Annotated in this window: 25 protein-coding genes; 14 read left to right on the top strand and 11 right to left on the bottom strand. The window is 72.1% G+C overall.

The window, feature by feature from the left end:
• Positions 1-15 precede the first annotated feature (15 nt).
• Positions 16-441, top strand: coding sequence for a DUF2809 domain-containing protein (locus OG379_RS22550; protein WP_405664900.1), 426 nt, complete (start codon positions 16-18; stop codon positions 439-441).
• A 79-nt stretch (positions 442-520) separates the two neighbouring features.
• On the top strand, positions 521-1,828 hold the full coding sequence (locus OG379_RS22555) for an MFS transporter (RefSeq protein WP_405664901.1): 1,308 nt from the start codon (positions 521-523) through the stop codon (positions 1,826-1,828).
• A gap of 10 nt (positions 1,829-1,838) precedes the next feature.
• Here OG379_RS22555 and OG379_RS22560 read toward each other — a convergent pair whose 3' ends face one another.
• From OG379_RS22560 to OG379_RS22580, 5 genes are all read right to left on the bottom strand, one after another.
• On the bottom strand, positions 1,839-3,026 hold the full coding sequence (locus OG379_RS22560) for a flavin-containing monooxygenase (RefSeq protein ID WP_405664902.1): 1,188 nt from the start codon (positions 3,024-3,026) through the stop codon (positions 1,839-1,841).
• Between the two features lie 89 nt (positions 3,027-3,115).
• On the bottom strand, positions 3,116-3,700 hold the full coding sequence (locus OG379_RS22565) for a PspA-associated protein PspAB (protein ID WP_393757715.1): 585 nt from the start codon (positions 3,698-3,700) through the stop codon (positions 3,116-3,118).
• Positions 3,701-3,709: 9 nt separating this feature from the next.
• The gene (gene htpX / locus OG379_RS22570) at positions 3,710-4,621 is read right to left on the bottom strand and encodes a zinc metalloprotease HtpX (RefSeq protein WP_405664903.1); all 912 of its coding nucleotides are present in this window, start codon (positions 4,619-4,621) and stop codon (positions 3,710-3,712) included.
• A 77-nt stretch (positions 4,622-4,698) separates the two neighbouring features.
• A complete protein-coding gene (locus tag OG379_RS22575; protein WP_405664904.1) occupies positions 4,699-5,364 on the bottom strand; it encodes a pyridoxal 5'-phosphate synthase in 666 nt (221 codons plus the stop codon).
• Between the two features lie 145 nt (positions 5,365-5,509).
• On the bottom strand, positions 5,510-6,157 hold the full coding sequence (locus tag OG379_RS22580; RefSeq protein WP_405664905.1) for a TetR family transcriptional regulator: 648 nt from the start codon (positions 6,155-6,157) through the stop codon (positions 5,510-5,512).
• 356 nt (positions 6,158-6,513) lie between these two features.
• Between OG379_RS22580 and OG379_RS22585 the strand changes: the two genes are divergently transcribed.
• Together OG379_RS22585 and OG379_RS22590 are read left to right on the top strand one after the other, a co-directional pair.
• Positions 6,514-7,308 (top strand): VOC family protein, encoded by a 795-nt coding sequence (locus tag OG379_RS22585; protein ID WP_405664906.1) that lies wholly within the window; start codon positions 6,514-6,516, stop codon positions 7,306-7,308.
• Positions 7,309-7,502: 194 nt separating this feature from the next.
• Positions 7,503-9,881, top strand: a complete 2,379-nt coding sequence (locus OG379_RS22590; protein WP_405664907.1) for a PQQ-binding-like beta-propeller repeat protein — start codon at positions 7,503-7,505, stop codon at positions 9,879-9,881.
• Between the two features lie 15 nt (positions 9,882-9,896).
• Here the strand turns inward: OG379_RS22590 and OG379_RS22595 are convergent, their stop codons facing one another.
• The gene (locus OG379_RS22595) at positions 9,897-10,568 is read right to left on the bottom strand and encodes a hypothetical protein (RefSeq protein WP_405664908.1); all 672 of its coding nucleotides are present in this window, start codon (positions 10,566-10,568) and stop codon (positions 9,897-9,899) included.
• Positions 10,569-10,780: 212 nt separating this feature from the next.
• Here OG379_RS22595 and OG379_RS22600 point away from each other — a divergent pair, with 212 nt between their 5' ends.
• The 3 genes from OG379_RS22600 (at position 10,781) to OG379_RS22610 (ending at position 11,854) form a co-directional block, all read left to right on the top strand.
• Positions 10,781-11,317, top strand: coding sequence for a hypothetical protein (locus OG379_RS22600; RefSeq protein WP_405664909.1), 537 nt, complete (start codon positions 10,781-10,783; stop codon positions 11,315-11,317).
• Positions 11,318-11,455: 138 nt separating this feature from the next.
• Positions 11,456-11,602, top strand: coding sequence for a hypothetical protein (locus tag OG379_RS22605; protein WP_405664910.1), 147 nt, complete (start codon positions 11,456-11,458; stop codon positions 11,600-11,602).
• Positions 11,603-11,638: 36 nt separating this feature from the next.
• Positions 11,639-11,854 carry a hypothetical protein gene (locus OG379_RS22610; RefSeq protein WP_405664911.1) on the top strand — a complete coding sequence of 72 codons (216 nt, stop codon included), beginning with the start codon at positions 11,639-11,641 and terminating at the stop codon, positions 11,852-11,854.
• A gap of 121 nt (positions 11,855-11,975) precedes the next feature.
• On the opposite strand, the gene OG379_RS22615 is transcribed toward OG379_RS22610, so the two are convergent.
• From OG379_RS22615 to OG379_RS22630, 4 genes are all read right to left on the bottom strand, one after another.
• Positions 11,976-12,149: a hypothetical protein gene (locus tag OG379_RS22615; protein WP_393757731.1), complete on the bottom strand. Its 174-nt coding sequence runs from the start codon at positions 12,147-12,149 to the stop codon at positions 11,976-11,978.
• Positions 12,150-12,341: 192 nt separating this feature from the next.
• Complete coding sequence (locus tag OG379_RS22620) at positions 12,342-15,314, bottom strand: BTAD domain-containing putative transcriptional regulator (protein WP_393757733.1); 2,973 nt, start codon at positions 15,312-15,314, stop codon at positions 12,342-12,344.
• A gap of 178 nt (positions 15,315-15,492) precedes the next feature.
• Positions 15,493-16,317 carry a MerR family transcriptional regulator gene (locus OG379_RS22625; protein WP_405664912.1) on the bottom strand — a complete coding sequence of 275 codons (825 nt, stop codon included), beginning with the start codon at positions 16,315-16,317 and terminating at the stop codon, positions 15,493-15,495.
• A gap of 61 nt (positions 16,318-16,378) precedes the next feature.
• Positions 16,379-17,269: a MurR/RpiR family transcriptional regulator gene (locus OG379_RS22630; protein WP_405664913.1), complete on the bottom strand. Its 891-nt coding sequence runs from the start codon at positions 17,267-17,269 to the stop codon at positions 16,379-16,381.
• A 141-nt stretch (positions 17,270-17,410) separates the two neighbouring features.
• On the opposite strand from OG379_RS22630, the gene OG379_RS22635 reads away from it, so the two are divergent.
• From OG379_RS22635 to OG379_RS22660, 6 genes are read left to right on the top strand one after another with little or no spacing between them, the layout of a single operon-like run.
• On the top strand, positions 17,411-18,595 hold the full coding sequence (locus tag OG379_RS22635) for a C45 family autoproteolytic acyltransferase/hydolase (RefSeq protein ID WP_405664914.1): 1,185 nt from the start codon (positions 17,411-17,413) through the stop codon (positions 18,593-18,595).
• A 13-nt stretch (positions 18,596-18,608) separates the two neighbouring features.
• Entirely contained in the window at positions 18,609-20,261 is a 1,653-nt protein-coding gene (locus OG379_RS22640) for an ABC transporter substrate-binding protein (RefSeq protein WP_405664915.1), read from the top strand.
• Positions 20,262-20,265: 4 nt separating this feature from the next.
• A complete protein-coding gene (locus OG379_RS22645; protein ID WP_393757743.1) occupies positions 20,266-21,213 on the top strand; it encodes an ABC transporter permease in 948 nt (315 codons plus the stop codon).
• Positions 21,210-22,058, top strand: a complete 849-nt coding sequence (locus OG379_RS22650; protein WP_405664916.1) for an ABC transporter permease — start codon at positions 21,210-21,212, stop codon at positions 22,056-22,058. Before OG379_RS22645 ends, OG379_RS22650 begins: the two co-directional genes overlap by 4 nt.
• 4 nt (positions 22,059-22,062) lie before the next feature.
• Positions 22,063-23,046, top strand: a complete 984-nt coding sequence (locus OG379_RS22655) for an ABC transporter ATP-binding protein (protein WP_405664917.1) — start codon at positions 22,063-22,065, stop codon at positions 23,044-23,046.
• The gene (locus tag OG379_RS22660; protein WP_405664918.1) at positions 23,043-23,873 is read left to right on the top strand and encodes an ABC transporter ATP-binding protein; all 831 of its coding nucleotides are present in this window, start codon (positions 23,043-23,045) and stop codon (positions 23,871-23,873) included. The genes OG379_RS22655 and OG379_RS22660 overlap by 4 nt, the downstream gene beginning before the upstream one ends.
• A 119-nt stretch (positions 23,874-23,992) precedes the next feature.
• Here the strand turns inward: OG379_RS22660 and OG379_RS22665 are convergent, their stop codons facing one another.
• Positions 23,993-24,196 (bottom strand): cold-shock protein, encoded by a 204-nt coding sequence (locus OG379_RS22665; RefSeq protein WP_003967102.1) that lies wholly within the window; start codon positions 24,194-24,196, stop codon positions 23,993-23,995.
• Positions 24,197-24,494: 298 nt separating this feature from the next.
• Between OG379_RS22665 and OG379_RS22670 the strand changes: the two genes are divergently transcribed.
• Complete coding sequence (locus OG379_RS22670; protein WP_393757751.1) at positions 24,495-25,373, top strand: menaquinone biosynthetic enzyme MqnA/MqnD family protein; 879 nt, start codon at positions 24,495-24,497, stop codon at positions 25,371-25,373.
• Positions 25,374-25,494: the final 121 nt, after the last annotated feature.

Genomic DNA, 25,494 nt, shown 5'->3' on the forward strand with positions numbered 1-25,494 from the left:
ATAAACGTACCGACCATGAGAGAGAAGCCGGCCGTCCGCGCATCCATTCCCCGGTCCGCCGTCGTCCGCGCGGCGGCCGCGGGGGCGGCGCTCGTCACCGTGGCGGCGGGTCTCGGCGTGCGCTCGGCGGCGAGCGGGGACGTGGCGAAATACGCGGGCGACGCGCTCTACACCGTGCTGATCCACGCCCTGGTGGTCCTCCTCGTGCCCCGTGTGCGGCCGCTGACGGCCGCGAGCACCGCGCTGGCCTTCAGCTGGGCGGTGGAACTGGCCCAGCTCACCGGCGTACCGGCCGAGCTGGCACAACGGAGCCCGGTGGCACGGCTGGTGCTCGGCTCGACGTTCAACGCCCCGGATCTCCTCTGGTACGGGGTGGGCGCGGGCCTGGCCTGGGCCGTCCACAGCCGCCTGCGGTCCGGGCGCTCCCCCGCGCAGTCCTGACCCCGGTGGCCCGATCCCTGCGAAGGGTGTCCCTCCGGCCACTCGTCCGAGGGCGGCCCCGGGCCGGATGCTGAGCGGCGTGACCCGGACAACCGACAGCGCGACGATCGAGCGCGCCCCCCGCCGCCACTCCCGCCCGCGGATACACCGCGCGTGGATCGTCGCCGCCGTCACCTTCGTGACGATCATCGGCGGCGCAGCCTTCAACTCCCTGCCGGGCCTGCTCATCGACCCCCTCAACGAGAAGTTCGGCTGGTCACGCGGCGAGATCGGTCTCGCCGTCTCCCTCGACATGGCGCTGTACGGGCTGACCGCGCCGTTCGCGGCGGCGCTGATGGACCGCTTCGGCATCCGCCGGGTCGTGGTCGTCGCGCTCAGCGCGGTCGCGGCCGGGGCTCTCGCGAGCTACTGGATGACGGCGGTCTGGCAGCTGATGCTCTACTGGGGCCTGCTCGTCGGGCTGGGCACCGGCTCCATGGCGATGGCGTTCTCGGCGACCGTCACCAACCGCTGGTTCGTGGCCCGGCGCGGTCTGGTGACCGGCATCCTGACCGCGGCCGGCGCCTCCGGCCAGCTGGTCTTCCTTCCGCTGTGCGCCTGGATCGTCGACAGTCACGGCTGGCAGCCGGCGACGGTGACGGTCGGACTGGCGGCGCTCGTCGTCGTCCCGTTCGTCTGGCTCCTGATGCGCGACCACCCGGCCGACGTGGGCCTCACCCCGTACGGCGGCTCGTACGTGGAGAAGCCGGCCCCCGTGACGGGCGCCGCGACCCGCGCCGTACGCGTCCTGGTCGACGCGGCCCGCACGGGCCCCTTCTGGCTGCTGGCGGGCTCGTTCGCCATCTGCGGCGCCTCCACCAACGGCCTGATCCGCACGTACTTCGTGCCCTCGGCCCACGACCACGGCATGCAGATCACCGCGGCGGCCTCGCTGCTGGCCGTCATCGGTGTCTTCGACGTCATCGGCACGATCTTCAGCGGCTGGCTCACCGACCGCTTCGACGCCCGCAGGCTGCTGGCCGTCTACTACGCCCTGCGCGGGATCTCGCTGCTGTTCCTGCCGATGCTGATGGCCCCGACGGTGCATCCGCCGATGGTCTTCTTCATCGTCTTCTACGGACTGGACTGGGTCGCGACGGTCCCGCCGACGCTGGCGCTGTGCAGGGAGCAGTACGGCGACGACAGCGCGATCGTCTTCGGCTGGGTCCTGGCATCGCACCAGGTGGGGGCGGCCCTGGTGGCGTTCCTCGGCGGGGTCGTGCGGGACGTGACCGGCTCGTACGACCTCGTCTGGTACGCCGCGGGGGCCCTCTGCGCGACGGCGGCCCTGATGGCCCTGGTGATCCGACGCAAGGGGGCGGCGCCGTTGCCGGCGGCCGTCCATTGAGGGCCGTCGGTCAGCGCGTCCTCGCCACGCGGGCGGCTATCTTCCGCGCGTCCAGCGCCATCTCCCGGAGCATTCCGCTGATCGGGTTGGTGAAGCCGGTGAAGTAGAGGCCCGGTGCCCCCTCCGGGGTGCGTGCGCCGTGCACCACGGGGCGGCCCCGGGAGTCCAGTACGCCGAGGTGGCCGACCAGGTCCTCCAGGGCGCGTTCGTATCCGGTGGCCGCGATCACGGCGTCCGGGGTGATCCGGGTGCCGTCGGCCAGCGCCACGGCGTCCCCGTCGAACGACTCGACCGCTGCCACGGGCACCACCCGGCCGCGCTTCACCGCGTCGATCAGCCCGACGTCCTGGACGGGGATCGCGCCCTCCTTTACCCGGGAGTACAGACCCGTGTCGGGGCGGGGGAGGCCCTGTTCCGCCAGGTCGGGGACGGAGACGCGGCACATCACGCTCCCCGCCCGGTCGACGAGCCCGACCGGCAGCCTGCGGACCAGGACGGCGGTGGCCTGCGCGGGCCAGCCCGCCGTGGAGCGGCGCACGATGTGCGGCGTCGTGCGGACCGCGATCCGCACCCGGGACGCGCCGCCCTCGACCAGGTCCACGGCGATCTCGGCGCCCGTGTTGCCGATGCCGACGACGAGGACGTCCTTGCCGGCGTACGGGGCCGGGCCGCGGTACCGCGCCGCGTGCACCAGCTCGCCGGTGAAGTCCTCGCGGCCGGGCCACAGGGGGATCCGCGGGGTGTGGTTGAAGCCGGTGGCCACCACCACCGCCCGCCCGGTGAGCACCCGGCCGCCGGTCGCGCTCAGCTGCCAGCCCGTGCCGTCGGCGGTCCGCTCGATCCGGGAGACCTCGACGCCCGTCACGACTTCCAGCTCGTGGTGCTCGGCGTACTTCTCCAGGTAGCGCACCATGTCGTCGCGCGACACCCAGCGCCCGAACCGGCGGGGCATTGCCAGCCCCGGGAGCGCCGACCAGCGCCGGGTCGTGTGGAGGTGCAGCCGGTCGTAGTGGTTGCGCCAGGACGTCCCGACGCTGCCGGACTTCTCCAGCACCACCGCTCGTACGCCCTGTTCCCGCAGGGCGGCCGCGGCGGCGAGGCCGCCCGGGCCGCCGCCGATCACATAGACCGGCCGGCCGTCGGTGCGGTCGATGGAGGCGGGCAGGGCTTCACCGGAGGTGGGGGTCGATTCGGGCATGGTCCGGAGCGTAATAGGACATGGACATGATGGGTTCCGGTCCGGACGGGAATCGGTTGCAAAATGATCACGAGACGAGGCGGCGGCCTTCACATCCCGGGAGCGCCCCACACCGGGAACCAGCGCGAGAGGTCGTCCTCCACCCGGAGGTCGTCGCCGAGCGTGGCGCGCACCTGGAGTTCCAGCTGGTTGTCGCGCTTCTCGCCGCCGCCGGGGGCCGGGGCGAAGGGATAGAAAGTCCCCCTCTTGTAGAGGTAGACCAGGGCCAGCGAACGCCCCTCCGGGTTCCGGAACCCGATCATCGAGCAGAGCAGATGGGGGCCGAAGCCACCGTCCTGGAGGAGGGTGTTGACCGCGTGCAGGTCGTTGACCAGGGCGGCCGTGTCATCGGGTTCCTGGCGGGCGAGCAGCCAGGTGTAGCCGTAGGTGTCCCGGCTGAACTCGACCGGGACCCCGCCCCGGCCCGTGTCCGCGTCGAGCAGCTCACGGACGTCCTGCTGGACACGCGCGAAGGTACCGCCCTCCACCCCCGCGAAGCACACCGACCCGAGCCCGGTCGGCGTGAAACCGGTGCCGGCCTGGAGGGTGAGCGCGGCCGACGGCACGGCGAAGAGCTGGTCGAGATCGGGGCGGACCGGTTTGCTGCGGCCCAGGATGCTGTCGAGCAGGCCCACGGAAGCTCCTTACGGGTGGGACAGGCCGGCGGAGATGCGGGCCAGCTGGTCCAGTCGCTGTTCGAGGGTCGGGTGGGAGGAGAGCAGCCGGCCCAGGCTCTCCTTGGCGGCGAAGGCGGGCACGAAGTAGAAGGCGTTGTACGGCTCCGCCTTCCGCAGATCCTCCGTCGGGATCCTGGCCATCTGTCCGCTCACCTTGGTGAGGGCGGAGGCCAGCGCCGACGGCCGCCCGGTGAGCAGGGCGGCCGTACGGTCGGCGGAGAGCTCCCTGTAGCGGGAGAGCAGCCGGGTCAGCAGGAAGCTCAGGGCGTACACCACCGCGCTGATCAGCGGGATGAGCATGATGATGATGCCCGCGGGGTCGTTGCCCCGGCTGTTGCGGGCCAAGCCGCCCCACAGGGCGACCCGGGTGACGATGCCGGCGAGGACCCCGAGGAACGACGCGATGGTCATCACGGCCACGTCGCGGTGCGCGACGTGCGACATCTCGTGGGCCAGGACGCCTTCGAGCTCCTCGGGCTCCAGTCTGCGCAGCAGCCCGGTCGTGGCGCAGACCAGGGCCGTCCTCTCGCTGCGGCCCGTGGCGAATGCGTTCGGGACGTCGCTCTGCGCGATGGCCACCCGGGGCTTCGGCATGTCCGCGAGGGCGCAGATCCGGTCGATCGCGCCGTGCAGCTCCGGCGCCTCCTGAGGGGTGACCTCCCGGGCTCCCATGCCGTACGCCGCGATGCGGTCGCTGAACCAGAACTGGGCGACGAACAGGCCGCCCGTGATGACCAGGATGACGGGCCAGGAGCCGCGCAGGGCTGCGAGCAGCACGCCCACGAGGACCACGTACAGCAGGCCGATGAAGAACATCGTGCCCACCATGCGGGTGGTCAGCCCTCGGTCCGGGGCGTAACGGGAACGCGTTCGTGCCATGGGTGCCTCCAGCAGCTCACCTGCCTCCCATAGTGCTCCTTTCCGGTAGGAACCGGATGAAGATGGCTCAGGGCCGCTCAGGGCCAGAGGAGCTCGCGGGTCCAGCCCGCGCCGTCCCGGCGGTAGCGCAGCCGTACGTGCCGGCGCCGGTCGTCGCCCTGGAAGAACTCCACCTCGCGGGGCTCGACGACGTACCGCGTCCAGGTCTCCGCCTCGGTGCCGGGCTCCGCCCGCGCCCGCTCCCACGCCGCCTCGGAGGCCCGTACGAGGTCCTCGTACGCGGGCAGCACCTCGCTCTGCGAGCCGGTCAGCGCGGCGGCCAGCGCGCCGGTGGACCTGGCCCGCAGATCGGCCCGGCTCTCCTCCCGGGTCGCGGGGGCGGCCGTACCCCGGACGCGCACCTGACGGCCCTGGGCGGGCCAGTAGAAACCGAGCGCCGCGTACGGCCGGGCGGCGAGCTGCCGGCCCTTCGTGCTGGTGGCGTGCGTGGCGAAGTGCCAGCCGCGCTCGTCCGCGTCGTGCAGCATCAGCGTGCGCACATCGGGCAGGCCCTCCGCGTCCGCCGTCGCCAGTGTCATGGTGTGCGGCTCGGTCTGCCCGGCGGCCACCGCCTCGGCGAACCAGGTGTGGAAGAGGGGGAGCGGCGAAGCGGGCGCGGCGGACGGGTCGAAACGGGGGAGGGTCACGTCCCAGACGCGCTGCGCGTGGAGCAGGTCGCGGAAGTCCTTCTGTGCATCGCTCATGGGTCCATTCCACAGCGTCCCGCGCCGGTGCGGAAACGCCGACGGCGGACCACAGGGGGTGGTCCGCCGTCGGTGAGACAGGACGTGGGGAGCCGCGAGGGAGCGCGGCACCCGGCGTGTGCGGGGGAGGCGGAGCTGCCGGGGCCTACCTGACCGGCTTCTTGCCGGTGATGCCCAGATGGACCAACAGGGCGAGGTTCGGCCGGAGTTCGGCCTGCTTCACGCCCCACGTGGTGAAGCTCTTCTGATGAGAGGCGACCCCCGCCATCATGACGACCAGGGAGCCCGCCACCGCGCCGGGGCTGACGTCCTTGTCCACCTTGCCCTTGGACTGGAGCTCCTTGACCGCGTCCGCCAGGGAGTTGGTGACGGAGCTCAGGACCTTCATGCGGATCTTGTAGAACCGCTTGTCGCCCTCGGCCGCGCCGAGATCGACGACGCGGAGGATCGCGTCGTGGCGCCGCCAGAAGTCGAGGAATCCCTCGACGAGTTCTTCGGAGGCCTGCCAGCCGGCCTTGCCGACCCAGGAGCGGTCACCGACCAGTTCGGTCAGTCCGGCACCTTCCTTGGCCATTTCCTCGGCGAGTTCGAGAACGGCGCCCTCGACGTCGGGGAAATACTGGTAGAAAGTCGCGGGTGAAGTCCCCGCCTTCCGTGCGACGTCGATGACTTTGACGTCCCGGTACGGCGAGGAGCTGAGCATCTCGCTGAGGCAGTCGAGCAGCTTCTGCCGCGTCGCCTGACCTCGCCGACCAGCCACGCGGCCGTCGACGGTGCGTACTTGTCCTGTCATGCCGTCAGCTTACCGAGGGGTGATCCGAGCGCGATCTGACCGACTGCAAATGGGGAACGCCCCAGTGCGGACGGGGGGAACAGCGCAATTCCCGGAGCTGTGTGATCGGCTTTTCGCGCGGGCGTACCTGTTTATGGAATTGCTCTTCATTGCCGCGCGCAGGGGTTCCGGTGCGATGTTGTTATCAACAGCCTGTGGATAACTTCGGTGGACAACCCTCGTCCACGCAGGTCGCAGGACCTTCACGATTCGGGCAAAGGTTCTATTCAGCCCCTCGAGGCGCGCCGGAAGGCCCCCGACGCTACGTTGAGTGTGACGGGCGTCACGGTGATCCATGCGACGGAAGGACCCGGGCCATGGCCGTATTCGCGCAGTCCGCGCCGTGCTGGGTGGATGTGCAGCTCTCCGACCTGGAGGCCGGCAAGCGCTTCTACGGCGGGCTCTTCGGCTGGACCTTCCGGGTGGGCGACGGCATGCCGTTCGCGGACGCGTACAGCGAAGGCGAGCTCGTGGCCGCGCTCGCCGCCAAGCGGGACGGCCGCATGCCCACGACCTGGGGCGTCTACTTCTCGACCGACGACATCCGCGCCACCGTGGCCCTGGTCAGGAGGGCGGGCGGCCAGGTGATCACCGATCCGGTGCGGGCCGGCGCGGCCGGGGTCCTCGCCCAGGCGGCCGACCCCGGCGGCGCGGTCTTCGGTCTCTGGCAGGCGGGCGAGCGCGCGGGCTTCGAGAAGCAGAACAAGCCTGCGTCCTTCTGCTGGACCGAGGTCTACACCCGGCAGCCGGAGCGCGTGGACGCCTTCTACGAGGAGGTCTTCGGCTTCCGGGGGAGCGACATCGAACTGCCGGGCGACACCGGGGCGGCCGAGCCGTTCCGGATCTGGTCCCCGGCCGGGACCGAGCCCGGTGAGGACTCCGCGGTCGGCGGGCGCGCGGTCATCACGGACGCGTTCCCCGCGATGCTGCCCAGCTACTTCCTCAGCTACTTCGCCGTCGTCGACTGCGACGGCACCGCCGAGGCCGCCGCACGCCTCGGTGGCCGGATCACAGCCCCTCCCCTGGACATCCCGTACGGGCGGATGGCGGTCCTCCAGGACGACCAGGGTGCGGCTTTCGCCGTGCTCCAGCCGACCGAGCTGCTGCCGTAGGCCTTTCCGGAGGTGTCCTGAAAGGGATGGAGTGCCACACAACACTCCGTTCCGCCCCCGGGTTCGCAACCGGGCCCCGAGCCAGGAAGAATCAGGGTGCGCACCGCCAAGTGGTGCCCAGTGGTGAGACGCTGCACAGGGCGGGATTTCGCGGGCTTCTGTTCCTGAGGTCCGTACGGGGAGGTGGCAGGCAAGTGGAGCAGCTGACGCAGCATGACCCGAGGCGGATCGGCCCGTTCGAGGTGCTGGGACGGCTCGGGGCCGGCGGCATGGGGCTGGTCTATCTGGCGCGATCGGCGTCGGGCCGGCGGGTGGCGATCAAGACGGTCCGTACGGAACTGGCCGAGGACCAGCTGTTCCGGGTCCGCTTCACGCGTGAGGTGGAGGCCGCTCGCGCGGTCAGCGGTTTCTACACCGCCGCGGTGGTGGACGCCGACCCGAGGGCGGCCGTGCCCTGGCTGGCCACCGCCTACGTCCCCGCCCCCTCCCTCGAGGAGATAGTGAATGAGTGCGGGCCGATGCCGACGCAGGCCGTGCGCTGGCTGGCCGCCGGGATCGCCGAGGCCCTGCAGTCGATCCACGGGGCCGGTCTCGTCCACCGCGACCTGAAGCCGTCCAACGTCCTCGTGGTCGAGGACGGGCCGCGGGTGATCGACTTCGGTATCGCGTCCGGCGTCTCCAACACCCGGCTGACGATGACGAACGTCGCGGTGGGAACGCCCGCGTACATGTCTCCGGAGCAGGCCCGCGACTCGCGCAGCGTGACGGGTGCCAGCGATGTGTTCTCGCTCGGCTCGACCCTCGTCTTCGCGGCGACGGGGCACGCGCCCTTCCACGGGGCGAATCCGGTCGAGACCGTGTTCATGCTCCTGCGGGAGGGCCCCGACACCGAGGGGCTGCCCGACGATCTGCGCCCGCTCATCGAGTCCTGCATGCAGATGGACGCGGCCCGGCGGCCCAGCCCCGCGGACCTGCAGTCGCAGCTGGCCCCGCACCTGTTCGCCTCCGGCGGCGACGACAGCGGCACGGCGTCGGCCTGGCTGCCGACCGTTGCGACCGCGATGATCGAGCAGCGTCGCGGCGGTGGCCGTGCCGTCGCCGTCGCGCCCGCCCCCGTGGTCGTGCCTCCGCCCCCGTCCCAGCCGCCGCCCGGTGCCGACTGGGACGGGGCGTGGCGCAGCGGCGGCGATCTGCGGACCGCGCCGGCCCCCGCGCCAGTGTCGGCGCCCGCACCCGACGGCGGTCCCGTGCGGCTGCCCAACGCCAAGGTGCCGATCGGCCCCGGGCCGCGCCCCGTGGACGTGCGGGGCCCGGCGGCCGCGCACGCCGACCCGGCCACCGGCTGGGTGCGGGCGCCCGGAGGACAGACCTCGGCGGCGCCGACCGCCCCGGTGCCCGCCCCGGCACCGGCCCCGGACGCGGCACCCGCCGCGCCGGAGCGCTGGCGGCCGTGGCGTTTCCGTATGTCGAACGACGTGTGGGGCACGCCCGTCGTGGTGGGCGACCTGCTCTACGTGACGTCCTTCGAGGTCCACGCCCTGGACGTGGGCAACGGGCGGCGTCAGTTCAAGACCCGCGACGTGGCCTGGTCGATGGCGGTCGACGGCGGCCGGATCCACGCCTCGGACGGCCCGTCCCTGTACGCCCTGGACGCGGCGACCGGCAGCGAGCGGTGGCGGCTCCAGACCGACGCCTGGGTGTACTCCCTCAAGGCCGACCGGGGCACCGTCCTGACCGGGACGCGCGGCGGCGGCGTACAGGCCTGGGAGGCGTCCAGCGGCGAGAAGCTGTGGGAGACCTCGGGAGTCCAGACGGACTTCGAGACGCCGGAGGCCGGTCCCGTCATCCACGACGGCACGGTGTTCCTGTGGCAGGACGCCCGGCTGCGTGCCGTCGACGCGCGCACGGGCACGGAGCGGTGGTCGTACCCCGTCGGCGACGCCGCGTCCTGCGGCGGGGTCCCGGTCCGGGTCACCCCCGCACCCGACGGCTTCGTGTACGTCGCGGCGGGGACCCGGGTGCTGGCCGTGGACACGGTCTCCGGACGGGTGCGCTGGCACTTCGAGTCACCGGCCGTCTTCCTCTCCCCGCCCGCCTTCGCGCCCGGCCCCGCGGTCACCGGCGGCGGGGTGTACCTCGCCGACTACCTCGGCACCGTGTACGCCCTGGACGCCTCCACCGGCAAGGACCGCTGGCGGATCGCGACGGAGGCCCGGCAGTCCATCGAGCCCGTGCTGGTCACGGCGGGCAACGTGCACGTGGGCAGCGGCAGCGCGTTGTACACCCTGGACGCGGTCACCGGCACGCCGAAGTGGCGTTTCGCCGCAGGCGGTGAGGTCGTCGGCGCACCGGTGGTCGCGGACGGCCGGGTCCATTTCGGCTCGGCGGACCACGTCCTCTACACCCTGGACGCGGCAGGCGGCCAGCTCCGCTGGAAGCTGGCCACGGGCGGCGAGATCACGGGCTCCCCGGTGGCGGAGGCGGGAGTCGTCTACGCGTGCAGCAAGGACCGCTGCGTGTACGCCCTGGACGCGCTGAAGGGCACGGGGACGGGAAACAGGGCCCGGGCCTGACGCCCTTCAGGGCCCTCAGGGGTGGGGCGGGTGATATCGGTCCCGGTCCTGCTGATCCCCCTCGTCGGGGTGCTGGACGGGGTACTGGGCGGTGTCCTCGTCGGCGGGGGACGCCCGGTGCCGGCCCGGCCCGGTGTACGGATCGGCCTCGGGCTCCGGCCCGGGAGAGGTGTACACGGCCGGCCCGGGCTCCTGCGTCGGCGGCCAGGTGTCGGGACGGTCGTCCGGCGGCACGGGGTAGGGCTCGGGGGTGTACCCCGCCCGGGGCGCCCGCTTCTTCCGCCCCGACATCAGCAGTGCGCCCAGCAGGAGCAGGAGACCGCCCGCCAGGGCCTGCGCGACGCCCCACCGCAGCCCCTGCCCGTCGCCGTCGACCGTGAGGCTCCCCGCCTCCTGGCCCTGCCGGACCATCCACAGCACGGTGAAGCCGATCACGATCAGGCCGGCGAGGGCCACGGCCCAGCGCGAGCGGAACAGGATGCCGACGAGGGTCACCAGGGCGGCGAAGAGGAACGGCAGCAGGATCGAACCGATCACGGACGACGGGACGCCGCTGATGCCGTCGAACAGGTCCTGGATGCGGTAGTCCCGCCCGAGGCGGTCGTCGAACCAGCTGTGGAAGGGGCTCTGCACGGCCGCCGCCGCTCCCACCAGCGCTACGACGGAGCCGAGGACATTGCGGATCATCGACAACCTCCCGGGCCAAGGCGCACGGCTGTGCGCACCGCTCCCCGAGCCGACGCTACGCCGGGCCGATCTTCCCTGCCATCGGAGACGATGACGAGACCGTGACAGGGTCATGACGGGGCCATGGGTGAGCGTCCGCGATGCTGTGCGTTACGGTGTCGCGCGGCCGTGCGACGGCCGGGAAGCCGACTACAGCAAGGGGGGCTGCGTCGATGATGCGGCGACAGATGAGGTTCGCGGCGGTACTGGTCGTGGTGGTGCTCGCGCTCACCGGATTCTCCACGTCCAGCCACGGCGGCAAGAGCGGGAAGAGCCGGAGCGGCGGCGGTTCGAGCGGGGGCGGCTGCTCCAGCTCCAAGAAGAGCAACGGCAGCTACCACGACTACGACGACGATGACTACGACAGCTCCTCGGGCTCGTCCGGCGGCTCCACGTACGAGTCGGCCACTCCCGCCGCGACCTCCTCCGAGGCACCCTCCCTGCGCGTCATCCGCTGCGCCCAGCCCAAGAAGGGCAAGCGCAGGGCGTACACCGCCTCGTCGGTCGAGATCCGCTCGACGGCGACGACCGAGCACACGTACGAGGTGGACGTGACGTTCGTCGATGCCAAGGGCCTGACCGTCGACACGGGCGAGGCCGACATCGGCCTCGCGGCCGGCGAGAAGCAGATCATCTCGGTCCCCATGGACAGCCCGCGCTCGGTCTCCCGTGTGAAGCGCTGTGTGGTGACGGCGGAGCTGCGCTACTGATCCCGCTTGCGCGTGGACGCAGGAGAAGGTCGGGCCGCTCACCGAGGAGGAGCAGGCGGCGGCGTGGGCGGAACTCCGCGAGATCGAGCGGTGGTTCGGGGAGCGGGCGCCCGGGGCGCACGGAGGGACGACGGCCGCGTGACGTCTGAACCGTGCGTCGCGCTGGACTGTGAGGCTCTGTCGCGGGCCGTGTCCCGTGAGCGGGTCATGACGGGGATTCTCACCAAGGCGCACCGGGTGGGGGTCCGTGTGATGACCAGTTCCATGACCCTCATCGAGGCGTAACACGGCAAGATCCGGCGCGCCGAGTGGAACCGGGCCATGTCCCGCATCGCCGTGGAGCCGGTGACCAAGGACGTGGCGGACGAGGCGATCGGCCTGCTGAGCGAGGCCGGGCTGCACGGTCACACGTACGCCGTCGGCGCGGCGCTCGCGGTCGTCGCGAGGCGGCGGCGGGGGCGGGTCGCGGTCTTCACCTCGGGCGCGGACGACATGCGGAAGCTGTGCCGGCCGGAGGTCCGGGTCCGGGCGTTGTGACCGTGGAGCACGGCGGAGGGCCCGAGCCGACCGGCTCGGGCCCTCCTTCTTGCGCGGACATGCAGCGGCCGCGACGGCTCCCCCTCCGCGCCGCCGCGGCCGCTCCCCGTGCGGGTGAGGTCTAGTTGGCCGGCTCGCTCGTGGCATGCGCGTCCTGGGTGGTGATCTCCCCGCCGGTGGCGTGCGCGTCCGTCGGCTTGAGCGGCGAACCGGTGGCGTGGGCGTCCTGGGTGGTGATCTCCTCGCCGGTGGCGTGCGCGTCCGTGGGCTTGAGGATGTCGCTCTTGTCGGCCATGAAGTTCAACTCCTGAAAGGTTGTGACTGCGGATGGAGAGCCCACCCGGCGGTTCCCCCGTGGATCGCCGGGTGGGCCTCCCAGGGCCGATCACCCTAACGGTGAGGCCACTCGCCAATCCGTCTGCCCCCCGACGCGACGGATCGATGAGTAGAGAGTGCCGTGGGGCGATAAACGATTGATGAACGCCGGTCAGGAGGCCCTGGCGACAGTGGCCGGGGCGAGAAGGTCACGCACGGAGGCGGCCTCGGGCGAGTCGAGGTCGTCGTAGATCGAGAGCGCCTCGTTCCAGCAGACCTGGGCGCGGTCCGTCTGGCCGATGCCCGCGAGCCCGCGGCCCAGCGCGGTGAGCACGTTCGCCCGGCGCCATTCACCGCCGATACCGCGCAGGATCGCCAGGGCCTGTTCGGCCTGCGATGCGGCGTGGGCGGGCTGACGGATGGCCAGGTGCAGCTCGGCCAGCCGGAACAGGGTCATGCCGTGCCAGAGCTGCTGCCGGCTGTCGCGGAATATCGACATGGCTTCGGTGAGCACCTCCTGGGCGGAGGCCGTCTGCCCGGTACCGGTGAGCGCCAGTCCCAGGGCGTACTTCCCGTTGGCGAGGCGCAGGGCCAGCCCCGAGGTGTCCGCCTCGTAGATGCCGACGCCCTGCTGGGCGAGGCTCACCGCGCTCGCCGTCCTCCCCGTGGCCAGATGGACACGGGAGAGGTTGCACAGGGCCGAGGCCTCGCCGGGCTTGTTGCCGTCCGCGCGGAAAGCGGCCAGCGCTTCACTCAGGTGGTTCTCGGCGTCGGAGTGCCGGTTCTCGTACAGGGCGATGATCCCGCGCTGATTCGGGACCTGTCCGAGGGAGACCGGGTCCCCGGCCAGCCGGCCGAGCTCCAACGCGCGCCGGGCCTCGGTCTCGGCCTCCGCGAACCGTCCGGAGACGCTGAGGGCATGGGTCAGCATCGTCCGGGCCCGGCCCTCGGCCTGTGCGTCGCCCGCGGTCCGCGCCGCGTCGCTCACGGCTTTCGCGGCAGTCGCGAACTGGTGGGAGTTGGCACCGGATTCGCCCAGGTCCACCATCGCCATGAGCAGATCGGCAGCGCGCCGCGGCATGCCGGAGCCGGCTGACTGGGCCGCGCAGGCCAGCAGTCCGCTGGACTCGGAGAAGAGCCAGTCCAGCGCGGTCTCACGCACCTGGAAAGTGAGCCCGGGGTATTCGGTCCGCGAGAAGTGGTCGAGCACCCGCTCCCCGGGCCGCTCCAACGCGTACACCCCCGCCGCCGTGGCCAGGTAGAAGTCCAGCAGCCGTGACAGCGCCAGCTCCCGTCCCGCCGGGGGCTGTTCGTCCCGCTCGACGCACGCACGCGCGTAGAGGCGTACCAGGTCGTGGTAGCGGTAGCGGCCCGGGGCGGCGGACTCCAGGAGGCTGGTGTCGACCAGGGTCTCCAGGAGGTCCTCCGCCGTATGGGTGTCCAGGTCCAGGAGGGCTGCCGCCGCGGCGAGGGAGATGTCCGGGCCGTCCGCCAGACCGAGGAGGCGGAAGGCGCGCGCCTGGGCCGGCTCCAGCTGGCCGTAGCCGAGCTCGAAGGTGGCCTTCACCGCGAGGTCGCCGGCCTGGAGTTCGTCGAGGCGGCGGCGCTCGTCGGCGAGCTTCGCGGCCAGCACCGAGACCGTCCAGGTGCGGCGGGCGGCCAGCCGGGAGGCGGCGATGCGGATGGCCAGCGGCAGGAAGCCGCACGCGGCCACCACGTCCAGGGCCGCTTCGCGCTCCGAGCGGACGCGTTCGTCGCCGACGATGCGGGTGAAGAGCTGCAGGGCCTCCTCGGGGGACATCACGTCCAGGTCCACGAGATGCGCACCGGCCAGGTCGACCATGCGTACGCGGCTGGTGACCAGGGCCGCACACCCCTCCGTGCCGGGGAGGAGGGGCCGGATCTGGGCCGCGTCGTGGGCGTTGTCGAGCAGGACCAGGATGCGGCGGCCGTCCAGCGTGGAGCGGTAGAGCGCGGCCCGCTCGTCCAGGGAGTCCGGGATGGCGGAGTCGGCGGTGCCCAGCGCGCGCAGGAACGCGCCGAGGACGGTCTCGGGTTCGGCGGCCCGCGCGCCCGCGCCCTGGAGGTCGACGTACAGCTGGCCGTCCGGGAAGTGCGGGCGTGCCTGGTGGGCGAGGTGCACGGCGAGGGTCGTCTTGCCGACGCCGCCGATGCCGGCGAGCGCGGAGACCGCCATCACGGAGCCCTCCGCGGTCGCGAGCCGGGCGCCCAGTTCGCGTACGAACGCGTCGCGGCCCGTGAAGTCCGGGACGGTGGCCGGGAGCTGGGCCGGGCGGACCGCGGCGGTGGCGGGCACCGGCTCGTCGGCGGGGCGGGCCAGCTCCTCGTCGGCCTGGAGGATCCGCTGCTGGAGCTGGGCGAGTTCGGGGCGCGGGTCCACGCCCAGTTCCTCCGCGAGGAGGCGGCGGGTGTCCGCGTACACCGCGAGGGCCTCTGCCTGCCGGCCGCTGCGGTACAGGGCGACCATCAGCAGCTCGCGCAGCCGTTCGCGCAGGGGGTGCGCCGCGGTGAGGGCGGTGAGTTCGGAGACCGCCTCCGCGTGGCAGCCGAGCTCCAGGTCCAGGTCCAGCCGGGTCTCGGTGAGCTGGAGGCGCCATTCCTCCAGGCTGGTCCGCTGGTTCTCCGCGTACGGGCCGGGGAGGGAGGCGAGTCCCTCGCCGTCCCAGAGACCGAGCAGTTTGTTGATCAGGGTGCGGGCCTGGCAGCGGTCCCCGCCGCCGCGCGCCTTCTCCGCCTCCGCCGCCAGGTCCTGAGCGAGCGTCAGGTCGAGTGCCTCGCGCGGGATCCGGACCGCGTAGCCCCCGGACTCGCTGACCAGGGTGTCCTGGCCCAGGGTCTTGCGGAGCCGGGAGGCGTACGTCCGTACGGTGGCCAGTGCCTGGGACGGGGGGTCGTCGCCCCAGAGGGCGTCGATGAGTTCGCCGGCGGTGGCCGTGCGGCCGTCGCGCAGGAGGAGGGCTGCCAGCAGGGCGCGCTGTTGCGGGGACCCGGACGGCAGGAGTTCACTGCCACGCCAGGCGCGTACGGGGCCGAGCACGGTGAAGCGCAGTTCGGTGCCGGCCGGCCGTTCCCGTGGAGCGCGCTGCTCCGGAACGCGCACACCGGGTCCGTTGTCGCGGTCCATGATGCCCCCTGTCCTGCTTGCCCCGCCGGTCCTGCTGATCCCGCTCTGCTTCATACCGTTGGTATCGCGGTCAACAGTCTGCCTTGTTATGGGCGGGCTCGTCAGTATCGGGTGGTCCTCTGCACAGGCCCTCGACATGATTGGGGGGGCGAGAGCCTGCGCGGAGGGTGACGTCAGGTCAGACGATGAGCGGGAGCTGGAGTTCGGTGACCCACTCGTCGCGGTCCTCGGGGCACTCCAGCGTGACCTCCCGGGCGTAACCGGCGGCGCGTCGGCCGTGGTCGTCGATCCAGCGGGCCAGGATCTGCTCGGTCTCCAGGACGTGGTCCATGGAGCCTCGGTGCACGATGACCGCCGCCTCGACGGCGGGCAGTTCGACGACGGTGACGCCCGTGCCGCCCAGCGGGCCGGCCGGCGCCTCGACCGCCACACCGGCGTGGACGATGACCGCACCGTCGGCCGCCGGATCGTCCTCGTACCGTGCGACACCGTGTCCGGACGGGCTGACGCCCGCCGCGGCCAGGAGGGGGAACAGGCGGCCGTACAGCGGTCCGATCACCGGGGTGATGTCCTCTGGCTGGTAACCCGCCGCCGTGGCGGCCAGTTCGGCGACCCGTACCGCCGGGATCGTCCTGACGACTACATCGTTCTCGGGCATGCGTCCCTCGCTCTCGATGGACCGGAGCCTGGCCTCGACCTGTGCCAGCCGGGCCGCGGCCGCGGTCATGGCGGCCTCCAGCTCCGCCCGGCGCAAGCGCAGCATCCCGCGCAGCTCGTCCGCCCCCACCTCGTCGTCGACGACGGCCCTCACCTGCTGGAGCGTGAAGCCGAGGTCCTTGAGCGCGATGACGCGGTTGAGGCGCGCCAGTTGGGCGGCGCCGTAGTAGCGGTAGCCGGTGACGGGGTCGGTGCGGTCCGGGCGCAGGAGGCCGATGGCGTCGTAGTGGCGCAGCATCCGGGCCGACACCCGGCCGTGGCGGGCGAAGTCTCCGATGGTGAACATGGCGGCTCCCATTGCAGGCCCTCACACGGGGAGAAGGTCAAGCGGCGCTCGCGGCCTCTTCTCAGGGGCGGCGCTTCGGGTTGAGCAACTGTTCGCGCAGCGCGGTGAGTTGGTGCGAGGATTCCACGGCCCGCGTCTCGTCCAGGGTGGCCAGTGCCAGGAGCAGCGCGTCGGCGACGAGCAGGCCCGTCAGTGACTCCGCCGTGATGCCCGTCGGGGTGTGCGGTGCGGTGAGGACCGCCGCGACGCGGTCCGCGTAGGCCTCGCCCAGTTCGTCCGTCACCAGCACGACCTTGGCGCCGACCGCGCGGGCGCGTTCCATCATCACGGTCAGCTCCACCAGCCGCCGGCCCGGCTGGAAGATGACCACGGCGTCGCCCTGCCCCAGGGCCAGCAACTGGTCGGCGAGGGCGAAGCCCGTCTCTGAGACGAAACGGGCCCGGCGGCCGATCCTGCCCAGTGCGAGCGCGAGGTGGCGGGCGCCCGGCTCCGAGGCGGCGATGCCGTAGCAGAACACCTCGTGCGCCTCGGCCAGGACGGTCACCGCGCTTCTCACGGCGTCCGGTTCGGTGAGCCTGCGGGCCTGCTCGACGCGCTCCTGGGCCTCGTCGAAGACATCGCTCCAGATGGAGTCCAGGTCCCGGCCCACGTGCGCGATGCGCCGCTTCAGGCGCACCTCGGGGGCCACCGTCGAGGTGAAGTCGTTGGCCAGCTCGCGCTTCAGGGCGGGCAGGCCCGCGTATCCCAGGCGCTGCAGGGCGCGTACGACGGTGGCGTTGCTGGTGGAGCTGGCGGCGCCCAGCTCCTGGGCGCTGGCGAAGAGCAACTGCTCGACGGGGGCGGTGGCCAGGTACTGCGCGACGGCGCGTTCGGATGTCGACAGGTCGTCCCATTGGTCACGAATCGCCGCACGCAGCCGTGTCACTCCGGTTCCGTTCTCTGGAATTTCCATTACAACCATTGACTTCCGTGTGACCCGCGTTACTGTCCTGGGCAGAACGTTCCAAGGGGAACGCATCCTGAAATCGACGTTACAGGATCAGGGTGATCCTCAGGCCGTCGTTCGCGGAAGCGTCCCGTCGCGAGGAGAACAATGGCACCCCGTTCCACGAAACCCGCTCCCGCCCGGGTCCTCCCGGTCATCGAGATCTCCGGAAGCCCGCTCGACCGCGGGCGCCAGTACGGCGAGGCCGTACGGCCCCAACTGCACGCCGCCCTGGCCTACTACGAGGAGGCGTTCGGCCGGTCCGCCGGGCTGACCTGGGACCGGGTCGCCGCCCGCGCGGGGCGCTGGCTCGACCCCGTACGGGAGTACGCGCCCGACCTCGTCGAGGAGATGCGGGGCATCGCGGACGGCGCGGGTGTCGGCCTGCTCGACGTCCTCGCCCTGAACGCGCGGGGCGAGGTCATCTACGACAAGTCCTTCGCGGAGATGGAGGCCACCGGGCGGCAGGCCGACGAGGAGCCCGCCGAGGGTTGCACCTCATTCGCCGCCTACGGCGAGGCCAGCGGCGACGGGCACGTCTACGCCGGGCAGAACTGGGACTGGCGTGCGGGCGTGGCCGACACCGTCGTCATGATCCGGATCGTCCAGCCCCCGAAGCCGACCCTGATCATGCAGGTCGAGGCCGGCCAGGTCGGCCGCCAGGGCGCCAGCTCCGCGGGGATCGCGCTCAACGCCAACGGCCTCGGCGGCCGCTTCGACGACGCGGTCGGGCTGCCCCAGACCGTCGTACGCCGCAGCGTCCTGGACCAGAGCAACATCACCGACGCACTCGACGTGCTCTGCCGCACCAGGGCCCACATCGCCAGCAACGCGCTCCTCACCTGCCGCGAGGGCTTCGCCATCGACCTGGAGACCACCCCGGCCGGGCACGGCTGGATGTATCCCACGGACGGCCTCCTGGTGCACGGCAACCACTACCAGGCCGGCATACCCGCCCAGTTGGCGGCATCCGGCTACCGGCCCATGTCGTCCGACTCGCTGGTCCGCGTCCCGCGCGCCGAGCAGGGGCTCAGGGCGCTGCGCGGCTCCACCGGCCCCGAGGAGTCCCGCAGGGTCATCCGCCGGGCGATGTCGGACCACCTCGGCCACCCGGAATCCCTCTGCACCCACCCCGACCCGCGCCGCCCGGCCGTCGAGCACTGGACCACGCTCGTCTCCTCCCTGGCCGACCTGACCTCCGGCGACTACCACGTGACCGCCGGGACACCCTGCGACCGCGAGTACCAGCACCTCCCCTGGAACCTCTACGACGGCCCGTACGGCCAGGACTGACAGGACATCAGTGATGAACCGAACCCATCGACGAAGGACGGTCCTGGCCGCGGGTCTCGTCGCGGCGACGATCGTCGCGGCCGCGGGCTGCAGCGGCGCCACCCAGAACACGGGTGGCGGCTCCTCGGCCACCGACGCCGCCGATCTCACCCTCACGCCGACGACCCCGGCGGCCAAGGGCGAACTGGCGAACGCGAACTGGCTCCTGGAGGACGAACCGGACTCGCTCGACCTGGACACCCAGGGCTCCAGCGCAGGCCGCGTCGTCCTCACCAACGTCTGTGAGCGGCTCTACCAGCTCCAGCCGGACATGTCGACGAGGCCCCTCCTCGCGGAGAAGGCCGGGACACCGGACGACAAGACCCTCGTCCTGACACTGCGCTCCGGCGTCACCTTCCACGACGGCACCCCGATGACCGCCGACGACGTGCTGTGGAGCCTGGAGCGGCACGCCGACCCGGACATGGAGCAGGGTGACGAGTTCGGCAACATCGCCGCGATGAGGAAGACCGGCGACCGGCAGATCACGATCACCTTCAAGACGCCGGACGCGATGTTCTTCAAGGCGCTCGCCGGTGACGCGGGCATCGTCTGGAACAAGGAACAGGTCGAGGAGGCGGGCGACGACTTCGGCACCCCCGGACAGACCGACGCCTGCACCGGCCCGTACCGGCTGGGCGCCTGGAAGTCCGGCGACTCGATCACCATCGAGCGCTACGACGCGTACTGGGGCGAGAAGCCGCTGACGAAGCGGGTCACCTTCCGCTGGGCCTCCGACAGCGCCCTGGTCAACGCCCTGACCACCGGGGCGGCCGACGGCGCGTACGCGGAATCGCCCAACACCGCGGCGGCCCTCGGCGGCAAGAAGGGCATCGAGCGGCACTACGGCCCCTCCACCGGCACCCTCGTCCTGATCCCGACCGAGCGCGGCGGGCTGAAGGACCCGAAGATCCGCCGGGCGCTCTCCCTCGCCCTGGACCGCAAGGGCATCGCCGCCTCCGGCTACGGCTCCATGGTCCAGCCGTGGGGCACCCCGGTCGGCTCCGGCGCCTGGGGCTACGAGAAGGACACCTTCGAGGCCGCCCAGAAGGACATCGCGTACGCCCCCGAGAGCCCGGACGCCGACGACCTCGCCGAGGCGAAGAAGCTGGTGAAGGAGGCGGGCGGCGGTCCCGGCGAGCCGATCGTGATCGGTACGGACGCCAGTCAGGGCCGCACCGTCGTCGCCAACGCCGTGCGCGCGGCGCTCCAGCGGATCGGCCTCACGGGGCAGATCAAGACGGTGCCGACCTCGCAGTTCGAGCAGTTCTACAGCGACCCCTCGGTGCGTGGGGAGATCGACGTGCTCGTCGGTGACTGGTACATCTCCAAGGCCGACCCGATGGGCTTCTACGACAACGCCCTCTCCGACTCCTCCAACAACTGGGTCGGCTTCGAGGACGCCGCGTACGACGCCGAGGTGAAGAAGGCGCTCTCCACCCTCGACGACGCCGAGCGGGCGAAGCTCGCCGTCGACGTGCAGAAGACGTTCACCGACGCCGCCGTCTGGATCTCGGTCGCCCAGGTGCCGTCCGTGCTCGTCCTGAACGACGGACTCACCGGACCCCCGGCCTCCATGGCGTACCTCTACTACCCCTGGGCCGCCGGGCTCGGCAGGAAGGGCTGACCCGATGCTCGCCCGGATCTCCCGGCGACTGGCCGGACTGCTGGCCACACTCCTCGCCGCCTCGTTCGTCATCTTCGCCGCCGTCTACGCCGCCCCCGGCGACCCGGCCGTCTTCCTGGCCGGCGGGCGCGACAAGCTCACCCCGGAGAAGCTGGAGCTGGTCCGCGCCCAGTACCACCTCGACGAGCCCCTCGTCGTGCAGTACGGCCGCTGGCTGGGCGACTGCCTCCACTTCGACCTCGGCCGCTCGTTCAAGTACAGCGACCAGGTGGCCGACCTGGTGGCAGCGCGCTTCCCGACGACGCTCGCCCTGGTGGCCTACGCGACCGTGCTGTTCGTCGTCCTCGGGGTCGGCGCCGGTGTCCTCGCCGCCGTCCGGCGCGGGACGTGGGTCGACTCCACCGTCGTCGGCGGCACCACGCTGGCCGCCTCCGTCCCCTCCTTCGTCTCGGCCATCGCGCTGGTCGCGCTGTTCGGCGTACAGCTCGGCTGGTTCCCCGTGACCGGCAGCGGGGAGGGGATCGCGGGCACCCTGCACCATCTGACCCTGCCCGCCCTGTCGTTGGCGCTCGGCGCCCTCGCCCTGATCAGCCGGGTCACCCGGCAGTCCATGGTCGACGCGGGCACCGCCGACCATGTGGAGGTCGCCCGGGCCTCCGGCGTCCCCGAGCGGGAGATCGTCGTCCGGCACGTCCTGCGCAACGCGCTCGGGCCGATCGTCACCATGTGCGGCCTGGTCATGGCGGGCATGCTCGCCGGTACGGTCGTGGTGGAGACGGCGTTCGGGATCAGCGGCATCGGCTCACTGCTCGTCGGCGCGATCAACACGCACGACTTCCCCGTCGCCCAGGCCGTGCTCCTGCTCATGGTCACCGGCTACATCGTCGTGACCACGCTCGTCGACCTGGTGCACCCGCTGCTCGACCCCCGTGTGAAGGAGGCCGCCGCGTGAGCGCGCTCACCCTCGCCCCTGCGGGAATCGGAGAGGGGGCACGCCGGCCGGTGAGCGTCATGATCGCGGGCGCGGTCCTCGTGCTGGTGATCCTCGCCGCCGTGCTCGCCCCGGTCCTCGCCCCGTACGCCCCCGACGCCATCGACCTCTCCGCCTCGCTCGTCGGAACCGGCGGCGAACACCTACTCGGCACCGACTCCTCAGGACAGGACCTGCTCTCCCGGGCGCTGTACGGAGCCCGCACCAGCCTCATCGCGCCGATCCTGCTGCTCGCCATCGCGGCGCTCCTCGGCGTCGTGCTCGGCACGCTCGCCGCCTGGCGCGGCGGCTGGGTGGACACCGTGGTCTCCCGGCTGACCGACGTCATGTACGCCTTCCCGGGGCTGCTGTTCACCGTGATGATCATCGCGGTCTTCGGGGCCGGCATGACGACCTCCGTGCTCGCGCTCGGGCTCGCCTACACCCCGACCGTCGCCAAGTACACCCGCTCCGTGGCCCTCGCCGAGCGCCGCAAGCCGTACATCGACGCCTACCGGGTCCAGGGCATGGGCGGCGCCCGCATCTGCGCCCGCCATCTCGTGCCCAACCTCGGCCGCTCGGTCATCGGCTACCTGGTGGTGCTGTTCGGCGAGGCGCTCATGTCCCTGGCCACGCTCTCCTACCTGGGGTTCGGCGCCCAGCCGCCCAGCTCCGACTGGGGGCTCATGGTGCAGGAGGGCCAGGCCGCCGTCGTCCAGGGCGCGCTCCTGCCCGCCCTGGTGCCCGGCTTCGCCATCGCCCTCGTCGTGGTGTCCTTCAACGTCGTCGGGGTCTGGGCCGCCGACCGACTCGGCAGCAGGAGGTAACCGCATGCTCCTCGACATCGAGAACCTCACCGTCGAACTCCCCGGCACCGCCCGGCCCGTCCTCACCGACGTGACCCTGCGGGTGGCGGCCGGAGAGGTGGTCGGACTGGTCGGCGAATCCGGCTCCGGGAAGTCGACGACCGCCCGGGCCGCCCTCCGCACGCTCCCCGAGGGCGCCGCCGTCTCCGGCTCCGTACACGTCGACGGCACCGACGTCCTGGCGCTGCGGGGCGAGGCGCTGCGCGCCCACCGGGCCCGTACGGTCGCGATGGTCCACCAGGACCCCCGCTCCGCGCTCAACCCGGTCCGCCGCATCGGCGACTTCCTGGTGGAACGGCTCGCCGGCACCGGCCTCGACCGGAAGGCGGCCCGCGCCCGTGCCGTCGAACTACTGGGCACGGTCGGCCTCCCCGATCCCGGGCGACGGGTCCGCCAGCGCCCCCACGAACTGTCCGGCGGCATGCTCCAGCGCGTCGTCATCGCGGGCGCGCTGGCCGCCGAACCAGGGCTGCTGCTCGCCGACGAGGCCACCAGCGCCCTGGACGTCACCACCCAGGCCGAGATCCTCGCCCTGCTCCGCACCCTGCGCGCCGAGCGGAGCCTGGGCCTCCTCTTCATCACCCACGATCTGCACCTGGCCGCCGCCTACTGCGACCGTGTGTACGTCATGTACGCGGGCCGGGTCGTCGAGGAGCAGACGGCGGGGGCTCTCTTCGACCGGCCCCGCCATCCCTATACGAAGGGCCTGCTGGCCTGTTCGCCGGCCCTGGGCGAGGCGGAGCGCGAGATCCGCCCGATCCCCGGCCGTCCGCCGTCGCTCGCGGACACCTTCGGCGGCTGCGAGTTCGCGGACCGATGCCCGGACGCCGAACCCGAGTGTGCGTCCTGGCGGCCGGAGCCGGTGGCGCTGGACGGCGGGGGCGCGGCGGCCTGCCGGCGCCTTCCCGTCCTCACGGGGACCGGCCAGGACGGGAGGAGCGCCCGATGACCACGACCGCACAAGGCGACGCGCCCCTGCTGGCCGTCGAGGGTCTGCGCAAGACGTACGCGCTGCCCGGCGGCGGACGGCACACCGCCGCCGACGACGTCACCTTCACCGTCCCGGCGGGCGGCTCGCTGGGGATCGTGGGGGAGTCCGGGTCCGGCAAGACGACCGTGGCACGGATGCTCGTGGGGCTCGTACGCCCCGACGCGGGCACCGTCTCCGTCTCCGGGCGGCCCCGCGCCCCGCGTACCCCGCGAGGACGGACCGCCCGGCTGGCCAGGGCCCGGGAGATCCAGATCGTCTTCCAGGACCCCTACGTCTCCCTGGACCCACGCCTCACCGCCCGCCGGTGCCTCACCACGGCCCTGCGGCTGCACGGCCGGGACGAGTCGCTCGCCGACGGCCTGCTCGACCGGGTGGGCCTCGGGTCCCGCGAGGCAGGGGCGCTGCCGCACGGCCTCTCCGGCGGGCAGCGTCAGCGCCTGGCCATCGCGCGGGCCCTGGCGGTCGACCCCGAAGTACTCGTCCTCGACGAGGCCGTCGCCGCGCTTGACGTCTCGATCCAGGCGCAGATCCTCGCGCTGCTCGCCGAGATCCGGCGGGACACCGGGGTCGCGCTGGTCTTCGTCAGCCACGACCTGGCGGTCGTCCAGCACATCACGGACGAGGTGCTGGTGATGCGCCGCGGCACCGTGGTGGAACAGGGGCCGACGGCCGGGGTGCTGGCCGCGCCGCAGGACCCCTACACGGGACTGCTGCTGGCTTCGGTGCCCCGTGAGGGCTGGGACCCGGCGGACGCCGTCAGGGCCCGGGCCGCCGCCGGGCTCTGAGTCCGGCCCTTCTCGGAAAACCGGGGCGGAAAAGGCAGGAGCCCCGTTCCTCCGCCGAAGCGGGGGAGCGGGGCTCCTTGGGTACTGCTCACTCGGCCGCGATCGGCCGACCCGGGCAACTAGGCCGGGGTGACGTTCTCAGCCTGCGGACCCTTGGGTCCCTGAGTGACGTCGAAGTTCACGACCTGGTTCTCCTCGAGGGAGCGGAACCCGGACGCGTTGATCGCGGAGTAGTGGACGAAGACATCCGGGCCGCCGCCGTCCTGGGCGATGAAGCCGAAGCCCTTTTCAGCGTTGAACCACTTGACGGTTCCGGTAGCCATAAAGCCCTCCTTGGGCCAAAGGGTTGCCCTGCTCCAGAACCTGCAAACAAGTCTGAAAACTACAAAAGCCTGCGGGTTACATGCTCCGCAGGCTCTGTACTGCAAGGGAAACCAAACTGCAACTTGCGGGCGAGCCTAGCACGCAGTGTGCGGGGAGCGGTAGAGGGAAAGATCTCTTCACCCGGATGTTTGATTGAGCCGCCGGAGCGCTGACGGACATAGCCCGCGCCGCACTCGGGCACCCCCTCCGGGCGCCCCCGATGATGCCCGCCGGGAGGGGCAGGTCTAGCCTCGCGATGTGGACAATTCAACCGTCTCTCCTGCAGAAGGCGACGACCGTCGCACCAGGCCGCGCGTCGGCCACATCCAGTTCCTGAACTGCCTCCCCCTCTACTGGGGCCTGGCGAGGACCGGAACCCTGCTCGACCTGGAGCTCTCGAAGGACACCCCGGAGAGACTCAGCGAGCAGCTGGTCAGGGGGGATCTCGACATCGGTCCCGTGACCCTGATCGAGTTCCTGAAGAACGCCGACGACCTGGTCGCCCTCCCCGACATCGCCGTCGGCTGCGACGGGCCGGTCATGTCGTGCGTGATCGTGTCCCAGCTGCCGCTGGAGCAGCTGGACGGGGCCCGGGTGGCCCTGGGCTCGACCTCGCGCACCTCCGTACGGCTGGCCCAGCTGCTGCTCGCCGAGCGGTACGGCGTCGCCCCCGACTACTACACCTGCCCGCCGGACCTCGGCCTGATGATGCAGGAGGCCGACGCGGCCGTCCTCATCGGTGACGCCGCGCTGCGCGCGAACCTGCACGACGCCCCCAGGCTCGGGCTGCAGGTCCACGACCTGGGCCAGATGTGGAAGGAGTGGACGGGGCTGCCGTTCGTCTTCGCCGTCTGGGCGGCCCGCAAGGACTACCTGGCCTCGCACCCGGACTACGTCGAGAAGGTGCACGAGGCGTTCCTGGCCTCCCGCGACGTCTCGCTGGAGGAGGTCACCAAGGTGGCCGAGCAGGCCGCGCGCTGGGAGGCCTTCGACGCCGAGGTGCTGGAGCGCTACTTCACCACCCTGGACTTCCGCTTCGGTCCGGACCAGCTGGCGGGCGTGCGCGAGTTCGCCCGGCGTACCGGTCCGACGACCGGCTTCCCGGCGGACGTCAAGGTCGAGCTGCTCGGCGGCTGACCCCGGGGCACACGGGAATGGTGCGGGAGAGAAGGTGAATCCCGTACCTTCCCGGTCCTTCGCTCGCGTTCCCGGGCCTTCCCCCGCGGGCCTTCCCCCGTGTTCCCCGGCCTTGCTCCAC

Source organism: Streptomyces sp. NBC_01166, from assembly GCF_045039765.1.
In the GTDB taxonomy this organism is placed as follows: Bacteria; Actinomycetota; Actinomycetes; order Streptomycetales; family Streptomycetaceae; genus Streptomyces.